Genomic DNA, 16,686 nt, shown 5'->3' on the forward strand with positions numbered 1-16,686 from the left:
AGTTAGCGGCTGTGCATTCGATCACTGAATGCCATTGGTCTGCCAGTACTGTGTGCGGGATGGCCCTCGAATCCCTTGCGGTCGCGGGTCAGTGGCTTGGCCTCTGCCCCAGCTCGTCGATCAGGCTGCGCGCGGCGAAGTCCGCCGCATCGGTGAAGGGGTTCAGTACGCGGGCGACGCCGGCTGCATCCAGCGCCTTGCCATGCTGGTCGTCGCGCACCACGCCGGCGATCTTGCCCTGAAACCCTGCATGCTTGAGCGCATGCAGAAAGGCGCGATTGGCCTCCCACTGCGGAAAACTGGTGACCACCCATTCGGCATGCTGCAGCGGCAGCGATTCGAGAAAACTCGGATCCTCGCCATCGCCGAAACGTACCGGCAGCTTGCTGCGGCGCAGCGTGCGAACGGCTTCCGGGTCGAAATCCACGCCGAGCACCGGCAGTCGTGCCGCGGCCAGCTGCTGCAGCAGACGCGAGCCATATCGGCCCAGGCCGAAGATGATGATGCGCGGATGGCCCTGCGGCCTGCCCTGGGCCTCCACTTCCAGTTCGCGATAGGGACGCTTGCGTTCGAACACGCCGAGCCAGGGTGCCAGCCGTTCATAGAGCGGCTGCGAGAACAGAATCATGTAGGTCGAGAGCATGATCGTCACCAAGCCGACCAGCGTGGTGAGGCCCAGCGCCTCTGGCCCGACATGGCCAAGGGTGATACCCATTGCAACGAAAACGATGGAGAACTCGCTGATCTGCGCCACGGTCAGCCCGGCGAGAAAGCCGGTGCGCTTGCGATAACCCATGTAGCCCATGATTGCCATGACGATCAGCGGATTGCCGATCAGCACGAACAGCGCCAGCGCGATGGCCGGCAGGATCTCGTTGCCGAGCGTGGAGAAATCGAGCCGGCCACCGAGGTCGATGAAGAAGAACAGCAGCATGAAGTCGCGGATGCCGGTCAGGCGCGCGTTCATCGCTTCACGATAGGCCGTCGAGGCCAGCGAAAAGCCGGCGACGAAGGCTCCGGCCTCCTTGCTGAAACCGACGTAGTCGCCCAGCGCGGCAAGTCCGGTACCCCAGGCAATGGAGAAGATCAGCAGCAGCTCCTGCGAGCGCGCCATGCGGCTGACCAGGGGCGGCAGCACGTAGCGCATCAGCACGTACATCAGGATCGCAGCACCTGCCAGACGCAGTAGCAGCGAGCCCGAGACCTCGGCCCAGCCGGCATCGCCGGCGCCGCGCAGGGCGCTCATGGTCATCATCGCCAGCACCACGGCGAGGTCCTGGACGATCAGGAAACCCACGGCGATGCGTCCGTGCAGCGAGTCCAGCTCGTGTTTGTCCGAGAGCAGCTTGACGATGATGATGGTGCTGGAAAAGGTCAGCGCCACGGCGATGTAGATCGCCTCCATGGTGCTCTTGCCCATCAGCAGCGTGAGCGCGAAGCCGAAGACGATGGTGAAGGTCAGCTGCCCGAGCCCCGTGGCCAGCGCCACCGGCCCGATATTGCGGATATGCGCGAGGTCCAGCTTGAGCCCAACCACGAACAGCAGCACGGCGACGCCGATCTCGGCCAGCAGATGGACCTGCTCGGCGGCGTTGACCGGGCCGAACACCGCCGGGCCAAGCAGAATGCCGACCACGATGTAGGAAATCAGCAGCGGCTGGCGCAGGCTCACGGCAATCGCGCCGACCACCGCGGAAACGATCAGCAGCAGGGCGAATTCGGCGAAGGGGCCGTGGGCGAGCAGCGCTTCCATCAGGGTCTCCGTGCGGTTGATGTGACGGCGCCGCGGCGCTGTGCCTATCCTGCGGCAGGCGTTGGCCAGCTACCAGCGCGGCAGCGTATGAAACTGTGACAGCAAGGCATCGCCTGGCCCGCCTGCAATCGGCTGGTGAGCCGATGTGCCCGGCCTGCTGCTAGAATCCGCCCTTTTTCATCCCGCCGAAACGGCGCTGCGAGCCTGCCATGACCTTCGCCTCCCTGGGCCTGATCGATCCGCTGCTGCGGACCCTGGAAACCCTCGATTACCGCAAGCCGACGCCGGTGCAGATCGAAGCCATTCCCGCCGTGCTCAAGGGCCGCGACCTGATGGCGGCGGCGCAGACCGGTACCGGCAAGACCGCCGGCTTCGCCCTGCCATTGCTGCAGCGCCTGACCATGGAAGGCGCCAAGGTGGCGAGCAATTCGGTACGCGCGCTGGTACTGGTGCCGACCCGCGAGCTGGCCGAGCAGGTGCACGAGAGCTTTCGTGTCTATGGGCAGAATCTGCCGCTGCGCACCTACGCGGTGTACGGCGGGGTCAGCATCAACCCGCAGATGATGGCGCTGCGCAAGGGCATCGATGTGCTGGTGGCGACGCCCGGTCGCCTGCTCGATCTCTACCGGCAGAACGCCATGGGCTTCAACCAGCTGCAGGCGCTGGTGCTCGACGAGGCCGATCGCATGCTCGACCTCGGTTTCGCCGACGAGCTGGACCAGCTGTTCTCCGCTCTGCCGAAGAAGCGCCAGACGCTGCTGTTTTCCGCGACCTTTTCCGAGCCGATCCGGCAGATGGCCCGCGAGCTGCTGCGCGATCCGCTGTCGGTCGAGGTCAGCCCACGCAACGCCGCGGCGAAGACGGTCAAGCAGTGGCTGGTGCCGGTGGACAAGAAACGCAAGAGCGAGCTGTTCCTGCATCTGCTGGCGGACAAGCGCTGGGGCCAGGTGCTGGTGTTCGTCAAAACGCGCAAGGGCGTCGATCAGCTGGTGGACGAGCTGCAGGCTGCGGGTATTTCCAGCGATGCGATCCACGGCGACAAGCCACAGGCCTCGCGCCTGCGTGCGCTGGAGCGCTTCAAGGCGGGCGAGGTGCAGGTGCTGGTGGCGACCGACGTCGCCGCGCGCGGGCTGGACATCCACGACCTGCCGCAGGTGGTCAACTTCGACCTGCCGATCGTCGCCGAAGACTACGTGCATCGCATCGGCCGTACCGGCCGCGCCGGCGCTACGGGCGAGGCGGTTTCCCTGGTCAGTGCCGATGAAGTCGATCAGCTGGCGGCCATCGAAACCCTGATCAACCAGGTGCTGCCGCGCCACGACGAGCTTGGTTTCGTGCCGGACCATCGCGTGGCGACCACCACCCTCGGCGGGCAGATCATCAAGAAGCCGAAGAAACCGAAAAAGCCCAAGGACGGCGGCGGCAAGGGCAAGATTCATCTCGGCAACTGGTTCGACGAGAGCGAAAAGCCCAACGCCAGGCCGATTCGCAAGGTGCCGAGCCTGGGCGGCGGCAAGCCGGCGAAGAAGCGCTGATCGCAGCGCAGGGTGGAAAACGGGGAAGCCGTTTCCACAGCTGCTCCCGTCACAGACTCGATGGCGCCGACATCAACAATCCTGTCATGGCGTAGTGGAACACACGCGTCTTCGCCGCCGACCGGCGGTCCAGAGGGTCGCGCGACGATCGATCCGGGTCTAGGCTGATCGGGTCTGCGCCAATGCAGACTCGAACGTTCCGCATGAAGGAGCTAGCCCATGACCCAGACCATGAAAGCTGCAGTGGTACACGCCTTCGGCGAGCCGCTGCGCCTCGAGGAAGTCAAGGTGCCGATGCCCGGCCCCGGCCAGATTCTGGTGAAGATTGCCGCCTCCGGTGTGTGTCACACCGACCTGCACGCGGCCGAAGGCGATTGGCCGGTCAAGCCGTCACTGCCGTTTATCCCCGGCCATGAAGGTGTGGGCCATGTCTCCGCTGTTGGCGCCGGTGTCACGCGCGTGAAAGAGGGTGATCGCGTCGGCGTACCCTGGCTGTACACCGCCTGTGGTTGCTGCGAACACTGCCTGACCGGCTGGGAAACGCTCTGTGAAGGCCAGCAGAACACCGGTTACTCGGTGAACGGCGGCTATGCCGAGTATGTGCTGGCGGACCCGAATTACGTCGGCATCCTGCCGAAGAACGTCGAGTTCGACGAGATTGCGCCGATTCTTTGTGCCGGAGTCACTGTCTACAAAGGGCTGAAAGTCACCGGAGCGCGGCCCGGCCAATGGGTGGTGATCTCGGGCATCGGCGGCCTCGGCCACGTCGCGGTGCAATACGCCAAGGCCATGGGGCTGCACGTGGTGGCAGTCGATGTGGACGATGCCAAGCTCGAGCTGGCCAAGCGTCTGGGGGCCAACCTGACCATCAATGCACGTACGGAGAATCCCGTGGAGGTGGTGCAGCGCGACATCGGCGGTGCCCACGGTGTACTGGTGACTGCGGTATCCAACAGTGCCTTCGGTCAGGCCATCGGCATGGCCCGGCGGCGTGGCACTGTCGCGCTGGTGGGGCTGCCGCCGGGAGACTTCCCGACGCCGATCTTCGATGTGGTGCTCAAGGCGATCAGCATCACCGGCTCCATCGTCGGCACCCGCGCCGATCTGCAGGAGGCGCTGGACTTCGCCGGTGAAGGTCAGGTCAAGGCGACCATCCACACCGACAGCCTCGACAACATCAACCAGATCCTCGATGACATGCGCGCCGGTCGCATCGAAGGCCGGATCGTGATGAAGATGTAAGGCGGCGCGCCGGGTAGCTGGCCTCAGCCGCGCATGAAGGTCAGGTGAATGTCGCTGCCGTAGCGGCGGATGATCTCGCGCTTGGCGGCATGGAACGCGGCGACGTCGTCGGCCAGCGCCGATCTGCCGAGCTTCCAGCGCGCCAGTTCTTCGGCGATCACGACCATGAACAGCTCGGCCAGCAGCAGGCGTGCCGAGTCGCGGAAGTTGCCGTGGCCGTCGACGTACAGCTGCACGGTGGGTGCCGCGGTGTTGATCAGGATCTTGCGTTCTTCCGGGCTGTAGACGGCGCGGTCCTGGTCTTCGCCGAGATAGCGGAACTCGTAGCCGGTGAACATGGCCTCGCCGTGATCGCGCGAAGGGCGGCGCGTGGCAGCATGGTGTTGCCACGCCGGGTGGTGGTGAGCATGTGTCGACGCGTGCTCGGCGATAACGATCTCGCACCAGGCCAGGTAGTTGCCGGCGCGCGCGACGATCTCGCCATGATCGGCCGCGGACTGGCCGCTGACCGTCCACTCCACGCACGGCTTGTCGCGTAGCGCCTGTAGCGGAACAGGCGCGGGCGGAGGATCGATGCTCAGCCCGTCGCTGAGGCTGGCGTCCACCTGCAGGACCGCGTCCGCGGTAAGCTGCTGCGGGTCGATCAGCAGCCTGACGTGAAACGAATGATTCGGCTGGCGATAGTAGAACGGCGTACTGAAGCGCAGTGCGGCTGGTCGCACATCGGTGCCGGAAGGGCCTGCCGTCGTGCTGGCCGGCGCCACGATGCCGAAGTCGTGAATCGCCGCCTGGCTCATGCGCTGCAACAGGTGCTCGATCATGTGCGCGGTGCGCCCGGAGGTGGTGGCGCGTTCCAGGTGTCTGAGCTTTTCCTGCTCGGCCATCACGAACGGGGCGATCAACTGACTGACCGCCCGGGCGAATGCCGCCACCAAGGGTGTCTTCAGGTTCAGCCCGGCGCGTTCGTCGCTGATCACCGCGACGCCCTGGCCGAGCTGCTCGCTGAGCGCCGCGCAGCGAACGGTGCCGAACAGGTATTCGGTGCCGACCTGGTTCTCATAATCGAACAGCTGGCAATCCAGCGCCGCCGTGCCGGAAAGCACCAGCAGGCCGCTGGTGCGCTCGTCGCCGCGCGGCACCAGTTGTGCGTCCAGTGCACGCTTGAGCGTCAGGCTGAAGGCAAAGGTCTGGCCGTCGCAGTGGAATTCGCCCGGCAGATCCGGGCCAAGCAACAACAGTGACGGCGGTTCCTCGAAACGAGTACGCCCGCTGCGCTCGATCTCGACGCCGTCACGCAGATGCGTCATCTCCAAGTGCCGACGGCCGAGCACGTCGCGCAGATAGATGTTGTTGGCCAGCGACTCGGTCAGGGCGCTGAACTGGGCAATACGTACCTGGCTGCTTTCGATGATGATGGCGACGCGCGTGCCGTTGCCGGCAATGCCGAGGCGCCCACGGTCGCGCTCGGTCACCGCGCGATCCTGGCCACCGTCATCGTAGAGATAGCCGCCGTTCTCGGCGCGGAACAGCTCGATCCGCGACAGCCTGCCATCATGGATGGTTTCCAGCCAGCCGTAGCCAAGGCCGAAGATCGCCTGCTTGAGACCGCGGCCAAAATAGCCGCGCCCGCCACCGGTGCCCTGCGCCAGCGGGCTGTGTGCGCCGCCATAGCTGAGAATGGAGCAGGCGGCGGCGAACGACATGCCCTGGGCGTGATCGGTGACCGCCAGCAGGGCGCCGCGCCTGTGACGCTCGTACTGCACGAGGATCTGCCCGGAAACTGCCACGCCTGCCGCTTCCAGTCGGGCGTAGCTGTCGTCGCTGTTGGTGATCAGTTCGACCAGCGCCTTTTCGATCGAGGCGAAGCGCCTGGAGTCGATGTCGATGACACGTTGATCCACCGGGATTGCGTTGACCGCCATCGATATTGCCTCGCGCGTGTTCGTCCTAGCACGCCAAGCGGGGTACTGCTTGCGGCGTGCTCTGCAACTGAAGCTAGCAGCGCGCGGCCTAACCGGCGAGTGACTAGTGGTCGCGCAGCCAGCGCAGCATTCCCTCGGCCGCGGCTCGGCCACTGGCAAAACAGGCGGTCAGCAGATAACCGCCGGTCGGTGCCTCCCAGTCGAGCATTTCCCCGGCGCAGAACACTCCGGGCACCTGTTGCAGCATCAGGTTGGCATCCAGCGCTTCGAAGGGCACGCCGCCGGCGCTGCTGATCGCCTCGTCCAGCGGGCGCGGGCGGACCAGGCGGATGGGCAGCGCCTTGATCGCCGTGGCCAGGGTCTGCGGATCCTGAAAGGACGCGGCATCGCTCAGCTCGCGCAACAGCGCCGCTTTGACCCCATCGAGCTTCAGCTGGCGGTGCAGATGCTTGGCCATGGACTGCGAACCCCGCGGTCTGGCCAGGGCGCTGGCGACCTGCGCCAGGGTGCGATCCGGCAGCAGGTCGAGCAGCACGGTGGTGCCGCCGTCACGGTTGATGGCCTCGCGGATCGGTGCCGAAAGCGCATAGACCAGGCTGCCCTCGATACCGGTCGCGGTAAGTACGAACTCGCCCTTGCGCGGCGCGCTACCCGGTAGGGCGAGGCTGACCGTCTTCAGCGGCGCGCCGGCGAACTTGTCCCGCAGATGGGCGCTCCAGCCTTCCACCTCGAAGCCGCAGTTGGCCGGCTGCAGCGGTTCGATGGCAATACCTCGGGCTGCGAGCAGCGGCACCCAGGCGCCATCGGAGCCCAGTCGTGCCCAGCTGCCGCCGCCGAGTGCGAGCAGGGTGGCGTGTGCGTCGATCAGGCTTTCGCCTTGCGGCCCGGCGATGCGCAGCGCACCGTGCTCGTCCCAACCCAGCCAGCGCTGGCGGGTATGAATGTGTACGCCGTTTTCACGCAGGCGCTTGAGCCAGGCGCGCAGCAATGGCGCGGCTTTCATGTCGGTGGGAAATACCCGGCCGGAACTGCCGACGAAGGTGTCGATACCCAGCCCGTGAATCCATTCGCGCAGCGCGGCGGGTGTAAAGGCGTCCAGCAGCGGACGCAGCTCGCCCGCGCGTTCGCCGTAGCGGCTGACGAAGGCGGAGTAGTCCTCGGCGTGGGTGATGTTCATGCCGCCGACCCCGGCCAGGAGGAACTTGCGGCCGACCGAGGGCATGGCGTCGTACAGATCGACACTGACGCCCGCCTGGCCGAGCACCTCGGCGGCCATGAGGCCGGCCGGGCCACCACCAATGATGGCGACGCGAAAGGAAGAAGCGGGCTGGGGCATGGCGGCAACCGGGCAGGCGAGCAGGGCGGGCATTGTAGCCGCTGACGGGTGCTCAGCCGAGTCCGTGGCGCTGCCAGGCCGAGTGGGCGCTGACATGCAGGGTCGCGTGGCGACGCGCGAGCAGTGCGCGGTCCTTGTCGTAGCCACCGCCGATCAGGCCGACCACGGGAATGTCGCGGCCCAGGCAGTGATCGAGCACGGCGCTGTCGCGCGCGGCGAGCCCGGCGTCGGTCAGCGAGAGCAGGCCTAGGGCGTCGTCGCGGTGGACGTCGACGCCAGCGTCATAGAGCACCAGGTCCGGCTGATAGATCGGCAGCAGGTAGTTCAGGGTGTCATGAACCACCTTGAGGTAGGCCTCATCGCCCATGCCGGGTGGTAGCGGGATGTCCCAGTCGCTATGGGCCTTGCGCGTGGGGAAGTTCTTTTCGCAGTGCAGCGAGACGGTCACCGCGTCCGCCACGTTCTCCAGGATGCGCGCGGTGCCGTCGCCCTGATGCACGTCGCAATCGAAGATCAGCACGCGGCCGACGCGTCCGCTTTCCAGCAGGTAGAGCGCGATCACCGCCAGGTCGTTGAAGATGCAGAAGCCGGACGCATGGTCGTGATGGGCATGGTGGGTGCCGCCGGCCAGGTGGCAGGCCAGGCCATGCTGCAACGCCTGTTCGGCGGCCAGCAGCGAACCGCCTACCGCCCGCACGGTGCGCTGCGCCAGCTCCGGGCTCCAGGGCAGGCCGAGGCGGCGCAGCTCGTCGCGACCCATCGCGCCGCTGCAGTAGCGCTCGACGTAGTTGCGCTCGTGCGCCAACGCCAGAATGTCATGGCTGCACAGCTCGGGGCGCAATAGCGCTGCGTCTGTGGTCAAACCCAGGGCGACCAGGTGGTCGCGCAGCAGACGAAACTTCTCCATGGGAAACCGATGGCCCGGCGGCAATGGCGGGCTGTAATCGTCGTGAAATACCAGGGGAAGCGACATGAACCACGCGTGTTCGATGGATGTGCGCCACAGTATGCAGGCTGGCCGTCGGAGCGCTCAAGGAGCAGGGATGGTTGAACGACTCGCACTCGAAAGCACGCGCCTACGGCTGCGCAACTGGCATGACGAAGACCTCGATCCGTTGGTGCGGCTCTGTGCCGACCCGGAGGTGATGCGCTACAACCCGGCGCGGTGGTCCCGGGATGACTGCGCCGCGCTGATGGTGCGCAGCAGGCTGCATCTGCTGCGCAATGGTTTCGGCCTGTGGGCGCTGGAGCGCAAGGACAACGGCGCCTTCATCGGCTATTGCGGGCTGGTCTGGTCCGCCTTGCCGCTGCCGAACGCGGTCGCCGAGCTGCGCTGGGCGGTGGCCTGCGAGCACTGGGGGCAGGGTCTGGTTCGCGAGGCCGCGCAGACGGCGCTGAAATGCGCATTCGGCGCGCTGGAGTTGGACGAGGTCGTGGCCTGTGTCTCGCAGATCAACGAACCGGGCAGGCAACTGCTGGAAGGGCTCGGCATGCGCCCGGAGCCGGCCACCACGTTCGGTCATCCGGACGTTTCGCCCGAGCACCCGCTGCACACCCAGGTGCTCTACCGGCTGCGGCGGGACGATTGGCGACAATGAGCACTGTTGCTGGAGCGTTGCCGGCGAAATCCGTAACATGGCGCGCCCGTACGAGCCCCCTATCAAGGATGCCGAAATGACCCAGATACTCGACGCCCTGGTCAACCTGCTGACCCTGGAACGCATCGAGGAGAACCTGTTCCGTGGCGCGAGCCAGGACCTCGGCTTTCCCCAGCTGTTCGGCGGCCAGGTGCTCGGCCAGGTCATCTCCGCCGCGAGCCAGACGGTGACGCCGGAGCGCCATGTGCATTCGCTGCACGGCTATTTCCTGCGCCCCGGCGACTCGCACCAGCCCGTGGTCTATGACGTCGATCGCGTACGCGACGGCGGCAGCTTCACCACGCGGCGGGTCAGTGCGATCCAGAAGGGCCAGACCATCTTCACCGGCATCGCCTCGTTCCAGGCCGAGGAAACGGGCTACGAGCATCAGTTGCCGATGCCGGACGTGGTCGGGCCGGACGATCTGCCCAACGAGTGGGAGCTGCTGCACAAGCTGTCGCCGATGGTGCCCGAGCGGGTGATGGAAAAGCTGCGCCGGCCCAAGCCCATCGAGATCCGCCCGGTCACGCTGGTCGATCCGGCCAACCCGCAGCCTATCGAACCGGTCCGCCACCTGTGGTTCCGTGCCGACGGCGCGCTGCCCGACAGCCCGGCGCTGCACAAGTACCTGCTGGCCTACGCCTCGGACTTCAGCTTTATCGGCACCGCGCTGCAGCCGCACGGCGTCAGCTCGTGGAGCAAGTTCATCCAGCTGGCCAGCCTCGACCATGCCATCTGGTTCCATCGTGAGGTGAAGCTGGACGACTGGCTGCTGTACTCCATCGACAGCCCCTGGGCCGGCAATGCGCGCGGTTTCGCCCGCGGCAGCATCTTCAACCGCCAGGGCCAGCTGGTCGCGTCCGTGGCGCAGGAAGGGCTGATCCGCGTGCGCGAGGATTGGATGTGAAGATCGCCGAGGTCCGTCACTGGGTGTTCGACATGGACGGCACCCTGACGATCGCCGTGCACGATTTCGCCGCGATCCGCCGCGCGCTGGCAATCCCCGAGGAGGACGACATCCTCCATCACCTGGCGGCGCTACCTGCCGAGGAGGCCGCCGCCAAGCACGCCTGGCTGCTGGAGCACGAGCGCGAGCTGGCCTGCGCGGCGCGCCCGGCAGAAGGCGCTCGCGAGCTGCTGCATGCTCTGCGCGAGCGCGGCTGCCGGCTTGGAGTGCTCACTCGCAATGCCCAGGAACTGGCCAGGGTGACTCTTGACGCAGTCGGCATGGGGGACTGTTTCCTGCCCGAGGACATCCTCGGTCGCGACGAAGCGCCGCCCAAGCCGCATCCGGGCGGGCTGCTGCATCTGGCGGAACGTTGGGGCGTGGCGCCGTCGGCGATGCTGATGGTCGGTGACTACCGCTTCGACCTGGAGTGCGCCCGGGCGGCCGGCGCGCGTGGCGTACTGGTCAACGTGCCGCACAACGAATGGCCGGAACTGGCCGATCTCTATGCTCCGGATTGCCGGGTGCTGCACGGGCTGCTGTCTTCGGGCGAGGTCTGAGCGCGGCGCGACGGGGAACGGGGCGCACACCGACGCACAGCCATTTGCGGGCGAGGCCGCTGCCGCATTCGGGCCGTGCACGAGTCAGGTCGTGCACAAGCCCGTCGCCAACCCTGTTCTCCCGCCGCCTGCAGCAGGTCGTGTGCATCTGGTCAGAACCCGCATGACCACGTAGAAGCGCCTTGCTGGCGAGGCTCCCGTGGCCGTCTATTACAGCCGCGTCGCCTTGAAGGTGTCGCAGCGCGCCGGATCGCCATGCTCGAAGCCATCACGGAACCAGCGCACCCGTTGCGCCGAAGTGCCGTGAGTGAAGGCATCCGGCACCACGCGGCCCTGGCTGCGCTTCTGCAGGTTGTCGTCGCCGATGGCATTGGCGGCGTTCAGCGCTTCTTCCAGATCGCCTTCTTCCAGCCAGTCGTGGCGTTGCTGTGCGTGATAGGCCCAGACTCCAGCGAAGCAATCGGCCTGCAGCTCCTGGCGGACCAGCAGGCCGTTGTCGCCTTCCATCTTCGCGCCGCGCTGACGGGCGCTCTGCATCTGCTGGGAAACGCCGAGCAGGGTCTGCACGTGATGGCCGACCTCATGAGCGATCACATAGGCCTGGGCGAAGTCGCCGGCGGCGGAGAAGCGCCGGGCCATCTCGTCGAAGAACTGCAGATCGAGATAGACCTGCTGATCGCCGGGGCAGTAGAACGGGCCCACCGCCGAGCTGGCGAAGCCGCAGGCCGAGTTCACGCCGCCGCGAAACAGCACCAGGGTCGGGTCGCGATACTGAGCGCCAGCTTGCTGGAACAACGCACGCCAGGTGTCTTCGGTGTCGCCAAGAATCGCCCGGACGAATTCGGTCTGCGGGTCATCCCCGGCCGGCGGCTGGCTTTGCTGGGAGACGGCAGGTCCGCTCTGGTTGGCCAGCTGGCCGAGGATCTGCAGCGGGTCCTGCCCGGAGAGCAGGCCGATGATCACCACGATGGCGATGCCGCCCAGGCCCAGTCCGCCGCCAAGGCGCATGCCGCTGCGGCCTCTGGCGTCCACTACGTTGTCGCTGCGTCGGGCTCGTTTCCAGCGCATGGGGGTGTCCTTCTGAACGGTTGACGGGTTGAGGGCGCAACACCGAAGCGGCGCCTGCCTCCCGTTAAGACCCGCACGGCGCGAAAAAGCTGCAGCGCGGACCGCACTGCATTCGCAGCGACGCGATGGCTCAGTCGCCGGGGTATTCGGAGAGCACGCGTTCCTCGCCCGCATTGCTGACGCCGATCACCTTGAAGGCGTCCTTGCGCTCGCCCATCTCCATGCCCGGCGAGCCGATCGGCATGCCGGGTACGGCCGCGCCAATCAGGTCCGGTTGCGCACGCAGCTTGAGGATGTCGGCGGCAGGAACGTGGCCTTCGACGAACTTGCCGTCGATCACCCCGGTGTGACAGGAACCGAGGCGGTGCGGGATACCGTGTTCCATCTTTACCGAGGTCATGTCGTTGACCACGTGATCGCTCACGGAAAAACCGTTGTCCTCCAGGTGATCGATCCACGCTTCGCAACAGCCGCAGTTGGGGTCACGATAGACGTCGATGGCGATGGGCTCGGCGGCCTGGGCGAACCCGGCGAGCAGGACGGGAAGCAGCAACAGAAGACGGTGCATGGGAACCTCCTACGAGCGAGAGGCCCACCATACGCCGGGTTGCGCCCATACCCAAGGTGCGGCAGGCGGGCAATTGTCACCATCGACGTCGCGCGGGAGATTCGACCGAAGGGCCGGGGGCAGAACAAACCGGCAGTCTGACAGTCCCATGCCAATCGGAATAGCGAGTCGCACATCAGGAGAGTTTTCGATGCGTTTTGCCCGTTTCGTTCTGCTCGCGCAGGCGCTGGTGATGGCCAGTCTGAGCCTGGCTTACTGGTTTCGCCCCTACGAGATGGCCAATCTGAACGGCATGCTGCTGATGGAGGGCGCCTCGGTCAGCCACATGCGGGTCTACTACGGTGGCCTGCAACTGGGGTTGGCACTGTTTCTGATCTGGGCCGCGCGTGCCCCTGAGCGTGCGCGGCCGGCCTTGATGATGCTGATGATCACCATGACCGCGCTGGTGCTCGGGCGCCTGGTGTCGCTGTGGCTGGATGGCGGTGAGCTGGTCGGTTTCGATCTGGCATCGCTGTTCTATCGTGTGCTGGCCGCCGCCCTTGCCGCCGCTGCGTGGCATCTTGTCCGCGAGCGCCCGGAGCCTGAGCCGGAGCGCCTCGAGCCGGCCACGCGGAGACTGGTCAGCGAGCCGCCGAAACCCTTCAAGCTTGGCGATGGTCCGCCGCCGGTCGAGCCGGCATCGGTTGAAGTCGCCCCGCAGCCGTTCCGTCGTGGTGACCCCGACGCCCAGGGCTGATCAGGCGGCTGCTTCGAGGTAGGCCGAAAGGCTGCGCTGGTCGAGTATTTCGATGCGCCGCCGCTGCACGGCGATCAGCCCTGCGTCGGTCAGGCGATGCAGGATGCGCGACAGGGCTTCCGGCTGGATGCCCAGTTGCGAGGCGATCAGACGCTTGGGCAGGTCGAGGTCGATCACACCGCTGCGCGCTGCCTGCAGTTCCTGGAACAGGTAACGCACCACGCGCTGGCAGACATTGGACGAGGTCAGGCTGTCGATCTGGTGCAGGCGCTGGTTGAGTCGGTCGCTGAGGCTGCTGAGCAGCTGCATGCACAACTGAGGCTGGGTCTCGAGCAGACGCAGGTAGTGGGCGTTCTGCACGTTGAGCACCAGGCTTTCCTTGAGGGTGGTGGCGCTCAGCGGATGTTCGGGCTGCTTGTTGAAGAACAGCGCCTCGGCAAAGGCCTCGCCCGGCCGGACTACCTCGATGACCTTTTCCTGACCATCGCAGGTGACCCGGTGCAGCTTGACCTGGCCGTTGATCAGCACGTGAAAGTGCTCGGCCGCGTCGCCTTGATGGAACAGCGTGCAGCCGGCTGGCAGGCGCTTGACCGTGGTATGCGCCGCGAGGTTCTGCAGAGCCGTCTCGGCCAGCCCACTGAACAGATGATGACGGCGCATCGTATTGAGCACTGCAGAGCCGGTCAGCATGGCCATCCCCCTTCCTTTCGATGAACGGCATGCTAGGTCGCGCCGTGCGGGCAGGCCATACCTCTTTCTGGGCAGGTAGGTAGTCGATCAGCGGGTGCTGCCGGCCAGTCGCTCGTAGTCCAGCGTCAGTTGTTCGATCTTGCGCAGCAGCGAATCGCTGGTGGTGACGATCACCGTCGGGACGAAACGGGCGTCGTCGGCGAGGCTGAAACCAGCACGGGCGAAACGCCATTGCGCGCCGATCTGATCGAGCTGGCGGTTGATCTGCTCGGTGTTCTGCGGCGCCTTGTTCAGCTCGTCCAGGCCGCGCTCGAACTCCGCGACTGCCGCGTCGAAATCGCCGCGCAGGCGCTGTTCCGGCAGCTTCCAGGTCATCGCCAGATAGAGCATGGCGATGCGCTGGCTGAGCATGCGCTGGCGCCCGCTGCGGTTGACCAGGCGAGCCGCCTGACTGCCGCTGTGGCGCTCGATCTCATGCACCAGCGCTTCGCTCTGGCCGAGGAAGCGCTCGGCCAGGCGCAGCAGCTCGGCAGACTGTTCGCGATCCGGTTGGGTCAGGGCCAGCTGGCGATACTGATGCCAGGTCTGCGTGGCGTCTTCCAGCGCCTTGCGGATGACATCGTTGGCGGCGTACTCGTCGAGCAGCTGGGCGTTCTCCTCGACGCTGGCAATGCTGCTGTCGAGCTGGTTGGCGGCAAGATCGACGCGGGTATCGGTGCCGATCATCAGGTAACTCTTGGCGATGCGCTGGCCGAGCATGCGCTGCATGCCGGCGCGGTTGACCGCCTCGGCGTCGCTGATGGCCGCCTGGCAGGGCAGGCTGGCGGCCAGCAGGCCGAGCAGCAGGGAAGTGGGCAGCAGAATCTTGAACATGGAGCGCTCCTTACGTCCGGATGGGCGCGATGCTGACCACACGGTCAGGTCGGTTGGGGACGAGAAGATAGAGCGCTTCGCGGTGATGGCATTGATGATTGTCAAGGGGACGGCAGCGGCTTCGCGAGTTGAGCGATCACGCACAAAACTGCTGCCGGGCGACGGTACCGGTCAGCCCTTCGCTTCGTTCTCCAGCACCCAGACGGCCGCCTCGACACGGGAACGCAGGTCCAGCTTGTGCAGCAGGTTCTTTACGTGGACCTTCACGGTGCCTTCGGTGATGCCGAGCTTGCGCGCGATCATCTTGTTGCTCTGGCCCTTGGCGATCAGCCGCAGGACTTCCTTCTCGCGCTTGGTCAGGCTGGAAAACTGCACCTGGCCGGTGGGCTTGGGACGCACCCGGATGGCCTCGGCGAGCACCTGGGTCAGTTCGGGGCTGAGGGCCATGCGGCCGGTGGCGGCGATGCGGATCTGCTCGATCAGCTGTTCGGCGTCCATGTCCTTGAGCAGGTAGCCATCGGTGCCGTTGCGCAGGGCTTCGAGGACATGACTCTGCTCGTCGGAGACGGTGAACATGATGATCCGCGCATCGATGTCCGCGTCGCGCATGCGCCGGGTGGTCTCCAGGCCGTCAATGCCCGGCATGTTCAGGTCCATCAGGATCAGATCGGGCTCGATCTCCTGAGCCAGGCGAATGGCGTCTTCACCGTTGCCTGCCTCGCCGACCATCTCCAGGTCGTCTTCCAGTTCCAGCAGGTCACGCAGGCCCCGACGCATCATGGGATGGTCGTCGACCAGCAGGATTCGTGTGGTTGTCCCTTCGTTCATGCGTGACAGGCTCCTGTATTAGGGGAATGTGGCGATAGGCAGGCGGAAAGCGCAGGTGGACCAGGGTGCCGCCGCCGGGGCGCAGGCCGATGCTGATGCTGCCGTTCAGGCTGCTGGCGCGCTCCTGCAGGATGATCAGGCCGTAATGGCCGGCGCGCTGCTCTTCGGGGCGGATGCCGATGCCGTCGTCCTCGATCCTGACGTGGATGGTGCCATTGCTGTCCTGCGTCAGGCTCAGCCAGCAGCGGTCGGCCTCGGCGTGCTTGACCACATTGCTCAGCGCCTCGCGGATGATCTGCAGGCAGTGCACTTCCTCGTTGGGCGTCAGCGGACAGTGGTCGAGGCGGTAGTCGCTCAGAATCTGCAGGCCGGAGTTGGCACCGAATTCCTCGATGGTCGCCTGCACCGCCGGTCGCAGCCCGGGTTCGTTGACCTTGATGCGGAAGGTCGTCAGCAGCTCGCGCAACTGGCGGTAGGCCGCGTTCAGGCCCTGGTCGATCTGCTGCACGCTGTCGTCCAGCTGCGCCTGGCTGCTTTCCTTCTGCATCAGGCGCTTGAGTCAGCATGGACGGCGTGCTGCCGGACGTCGACAGCCTGCGCATCCCGCTGCGTTACTTGGCCAACCTGCTCACTGCGGGCGACGAGGAGCCGGTCAAGCTGGCGCTCAAGCGCATGCTCGCCATGCGTGCCTACAAGCGTGCCGAGCAGGTCGATGGTGTGCAGGACCTCAAGGTGCTGGAGAGCGTGGGTCTGTCGGTGGCCCAGGTGGAAGACATGTACCGCTACCTGGCCATCGCCAACTACGAAGACCGCTACGTGATCCCGACCGCGCACCGCGAAGAGGCCATGAGCGACGCCTTCGCCGAGCGTTCCGGTTGCGGCTTCAGCTTCGGCAGTGGCTGCTCGGGCGCCTCGGACACCAACATGTTTGGCGCGAAGAAGGCCAACCGCCGCGACATCATCAAGACCGTCCAGCTGTGGGAGGACTGAGC

The 16,686-nt window shown here is 66.0% G+C and carries 15 protein-coding genes and 2 pseudogenes; 7 read left to right on the top strand and 10 right to left on the bottom strand.

Features of this window, described 5'->3' with window-relative positions:
- Positions 1-88: 88 nt before the first annotated feature.
- On the bottom strand, positions 89-1,753 hold the full coding sequence (locus IEG05_RS05180; protein WP_046617796.1) for a cation:proton antiporter: 1,665 nt from the start codon (positions 1,751-1,753) through the stop codon (positions 89-91).
- A gap of 209 nt (positions 1,754-1,962) precedes the next feature.
- On the opposite strand from IEG05_RS05180, the gene IEG05_RS05185 reads away from it, so the two are divergent.
- A complete protein-coding gene (locus tag IEG05_RS05185) occupies positions 1,963-3,288 on the top strand; it encodes an RNA helicase RhlE1 (RefSeq protein WP_191121719.1) in 1,326 nt (441 codons plus the stop codon).
- Positions 3,289-3,507: 219 nt separating this feature from the next.
- Positions 3,508-4,530, top strand: a complete 1,023-nt coding sequence (gene adhP, locus IEG05_RS05190) for an alcohol dehydrogenase AdhP (protein WP_125862620.1) — start codon at positions 3,508-3,510, stop codon at positions 4,528-4,530.
- Between the two features lie 23 nt (positions 4,531-4,553).
- Here adhP and IEG05_RS05195 read toward each other — a convergent pair whose 3' ends face one another.
- From IEG05_RS05195 to IEG05_RS05205, 3 genes are all read right to left on the bottom strand, one after another.
- Positions 4,554-6,452 (bottom strand): ATP-binding protein, encoded by a 1,899-nt coding sequence (locus IEG05_RS05195; RefSeq protein WP_191121720.1) that lies wholly within the window; start codon positions 6,450-6,452, stop codon positions 4,554-4,556.
- A gap of 103 nt (positions 6,453-6,555) precedes the next feature.
- Entirely contained in the window at positions 6,556-7,821 is a 1,266-nt protein-coding gene (locus tag IEG05_RS05200; RefSeq protein ID WP_191121721.1) for a TIGR03862 family flavoprotein, read from the bottom strand.
- Between the two features lie 19 nt (positions 7,822-7,840).
- Positions 7,841-8,761: a histone deacetylase family protein gene (locus IEG05_RS05205; RefSeq protein ID WP_023444634.1), complete on the bottom strand. Its 921-nt coding sequence runs from the start codon at positions 8,759-8,761 to the stop codon at positions 7,841-7,843.
- Between the two features lie 70 nt (positions 8,762-8,831).
- On the opposite strand from IEG05_RS05205, the gene IEG05_RS05210 reads away from it, so the two are divergent.
- The 3 genes from IEG05_RS05210 (at position 8,832) to IEG05_RS05220 (ending at position 10,931) form a co-directional block, all read left to right on the top strand.
- Positions 8,832-9,386, top strand: a complete 555-nt coding sequence (locus tag IEG05_RS05210; RefSeq protein WP_046617803.1) for a GNAT family N-acetyltransferase — start codon at positions 8,832-8,834, stop codon at positions 9,384-9,386.
- 76 nt (positions 9,387-9,462) lie between these two features.
- Positions 9,463-10,332, top strand: coding sequence for an acyl-CoA thioesterase II (tesB, locus tag IEG05_RS05215; RefSeq protein WP_041014940.1), 870 nt, complete (start codon positions 9,463-9,465; stop codon positions 10,330-10,332).
- Positions 10,329-10,931, top strand: a complete 603-nt coding sequence (locus IEG05_RS05220; RefSeq protein ID WP_090519401.1) for an HAD family hydrolase — start codon at positions 10,329-10,331, stop codon at positions 10,929-10,931. Before tesB ends, IEG05_RS05220 begins: the two co-directional genes overlap by 4 nt.
- A gap of 210 nt (positions 10,932-11,141) precedes the next feature.
- On the opposite strand, the gene ypfJ is transcribed toward IEG05_RS05220, so the two are convergent.
- Together ypfJ and IEG05_RS05230 are read right to left on the bottom strand one after the other, a co-directional pair.
- Complete coding sequence (ypfJ, locus tag IEG05_RS05225; RefSeq protein ID WP_102832086.1) at positions 11,142-11,999, bottom strand: KPN_02809 family neutral zinc metallopeptidase; 858 nt, start codon at positions 11,997-11,999, stop codon at positions 11,142-11,144.
- Between the two features lie 130 nt (positions 12,000-12,129).
- Positions 12,130-12,567 (bottom strand): DUF411 domain-containing protein, encoded by a 438-nt coding sequence (locus IEG05_RS05230; RefSeq protein ID WP_191121722.1) that lies wholly within the window; start codon positions 12,565-12,567, stop codon positions 12,130-12,132.
- A gap of 190 nt (positions 12,568-12,757) precedes the next feature.
- On the opposite strand from IEG05_RS05230, the gene IEG05_RS05235 reads away from it, so the two are divergent.
- Positions 12,758-13,303, top strand: a complete 546-nt coding sequence (locus IEG05_RS05235; RefSeq protein ID WP_125862625.1) for a DUF4345 domain-containing protein — start codon at positions 12,758-12,760, stop codon at positions 13,301-13,303.
- Here the strand turns inward: IEG05_RS05235 and IEG05_RS05240 are convergent, their stop codons facing one another.
- From IEG05_RS05240 to IEG05_RS05255, 4 genes and pseudogenes are all read right to left on the bottom strand, one after another.
- Positions 13,304-13,999, bottom strand: a complete 696-nt coding sequence (locus IEG05_RS05240) for a Crp/Fnr family transcriptional regulator (RefSeq protein WP_191121723.1) — start codon at positions 13,997-13,999, stop codon at positions 13,304-13,306.
- A gap of 81 nt (positions 14,000-14,080) precedes the next feature.
- Positions 14,081-14,866, bottom strand: a complete 786-nt coding sequence (locus IEG05_RS05245) for a type IV pili methyl-accepting chemotaxis transducer N-terminal domain-containing protein (protein ID WP_191121724.1) — start codon at positions 14,864-14,866, stop codon at positions 14,081-14,083.
- A 171-nt stretch (positions 14,867-15,037) separates the two neighbouring features.
- On the bottom strand, positions 15,038-15,646 hold the full coding sequence (narL, locus tag IEG05_RS05250) for a two-component system response regulator NarL (protein ID WP_263481093.1): 609 nt from the start codon (positions 15,644-15,646) through the stop codon (positions 15,038-15,040).
- Positions 15,624-16,253 (bottom strand): annotated as a pseudogene (locus tag IEG05_RS05255) (ATP-binding protein); the annotation flags it as partial. The gene narL and the pseudogene IEG05_RS05255, both read right to left, overlap by 23 nt.
- On the opposite strand from IEG05_RS05255, the pseudogene narH reads away from it, so the two are divergent.
- Positions 16,253-16,684 (top strand): annotated as a pseudogene (gene narH, locus IEG05_RS05260) (nitrate reductase subunit beta); the annotation flags it as partial. The pseudogenes IEG05_RS05255 and narH sit on opposite strands and share 1 nt — an antisense overlap.
- Between the last annotated feature and the right edge of the window lie 2 nt (positions 16,685-16,686).

It is taken from the genome of Stutzerimonas kunmingensis, from assembly GCF_014764705.1.
In the GTDB taxonomy this organism is placed as follows: Bacteria; Pseudomonadota; Gammaproteobacteria; order Pseudomonadales; family Pseudomonadaceae; genus Stutzerimonas.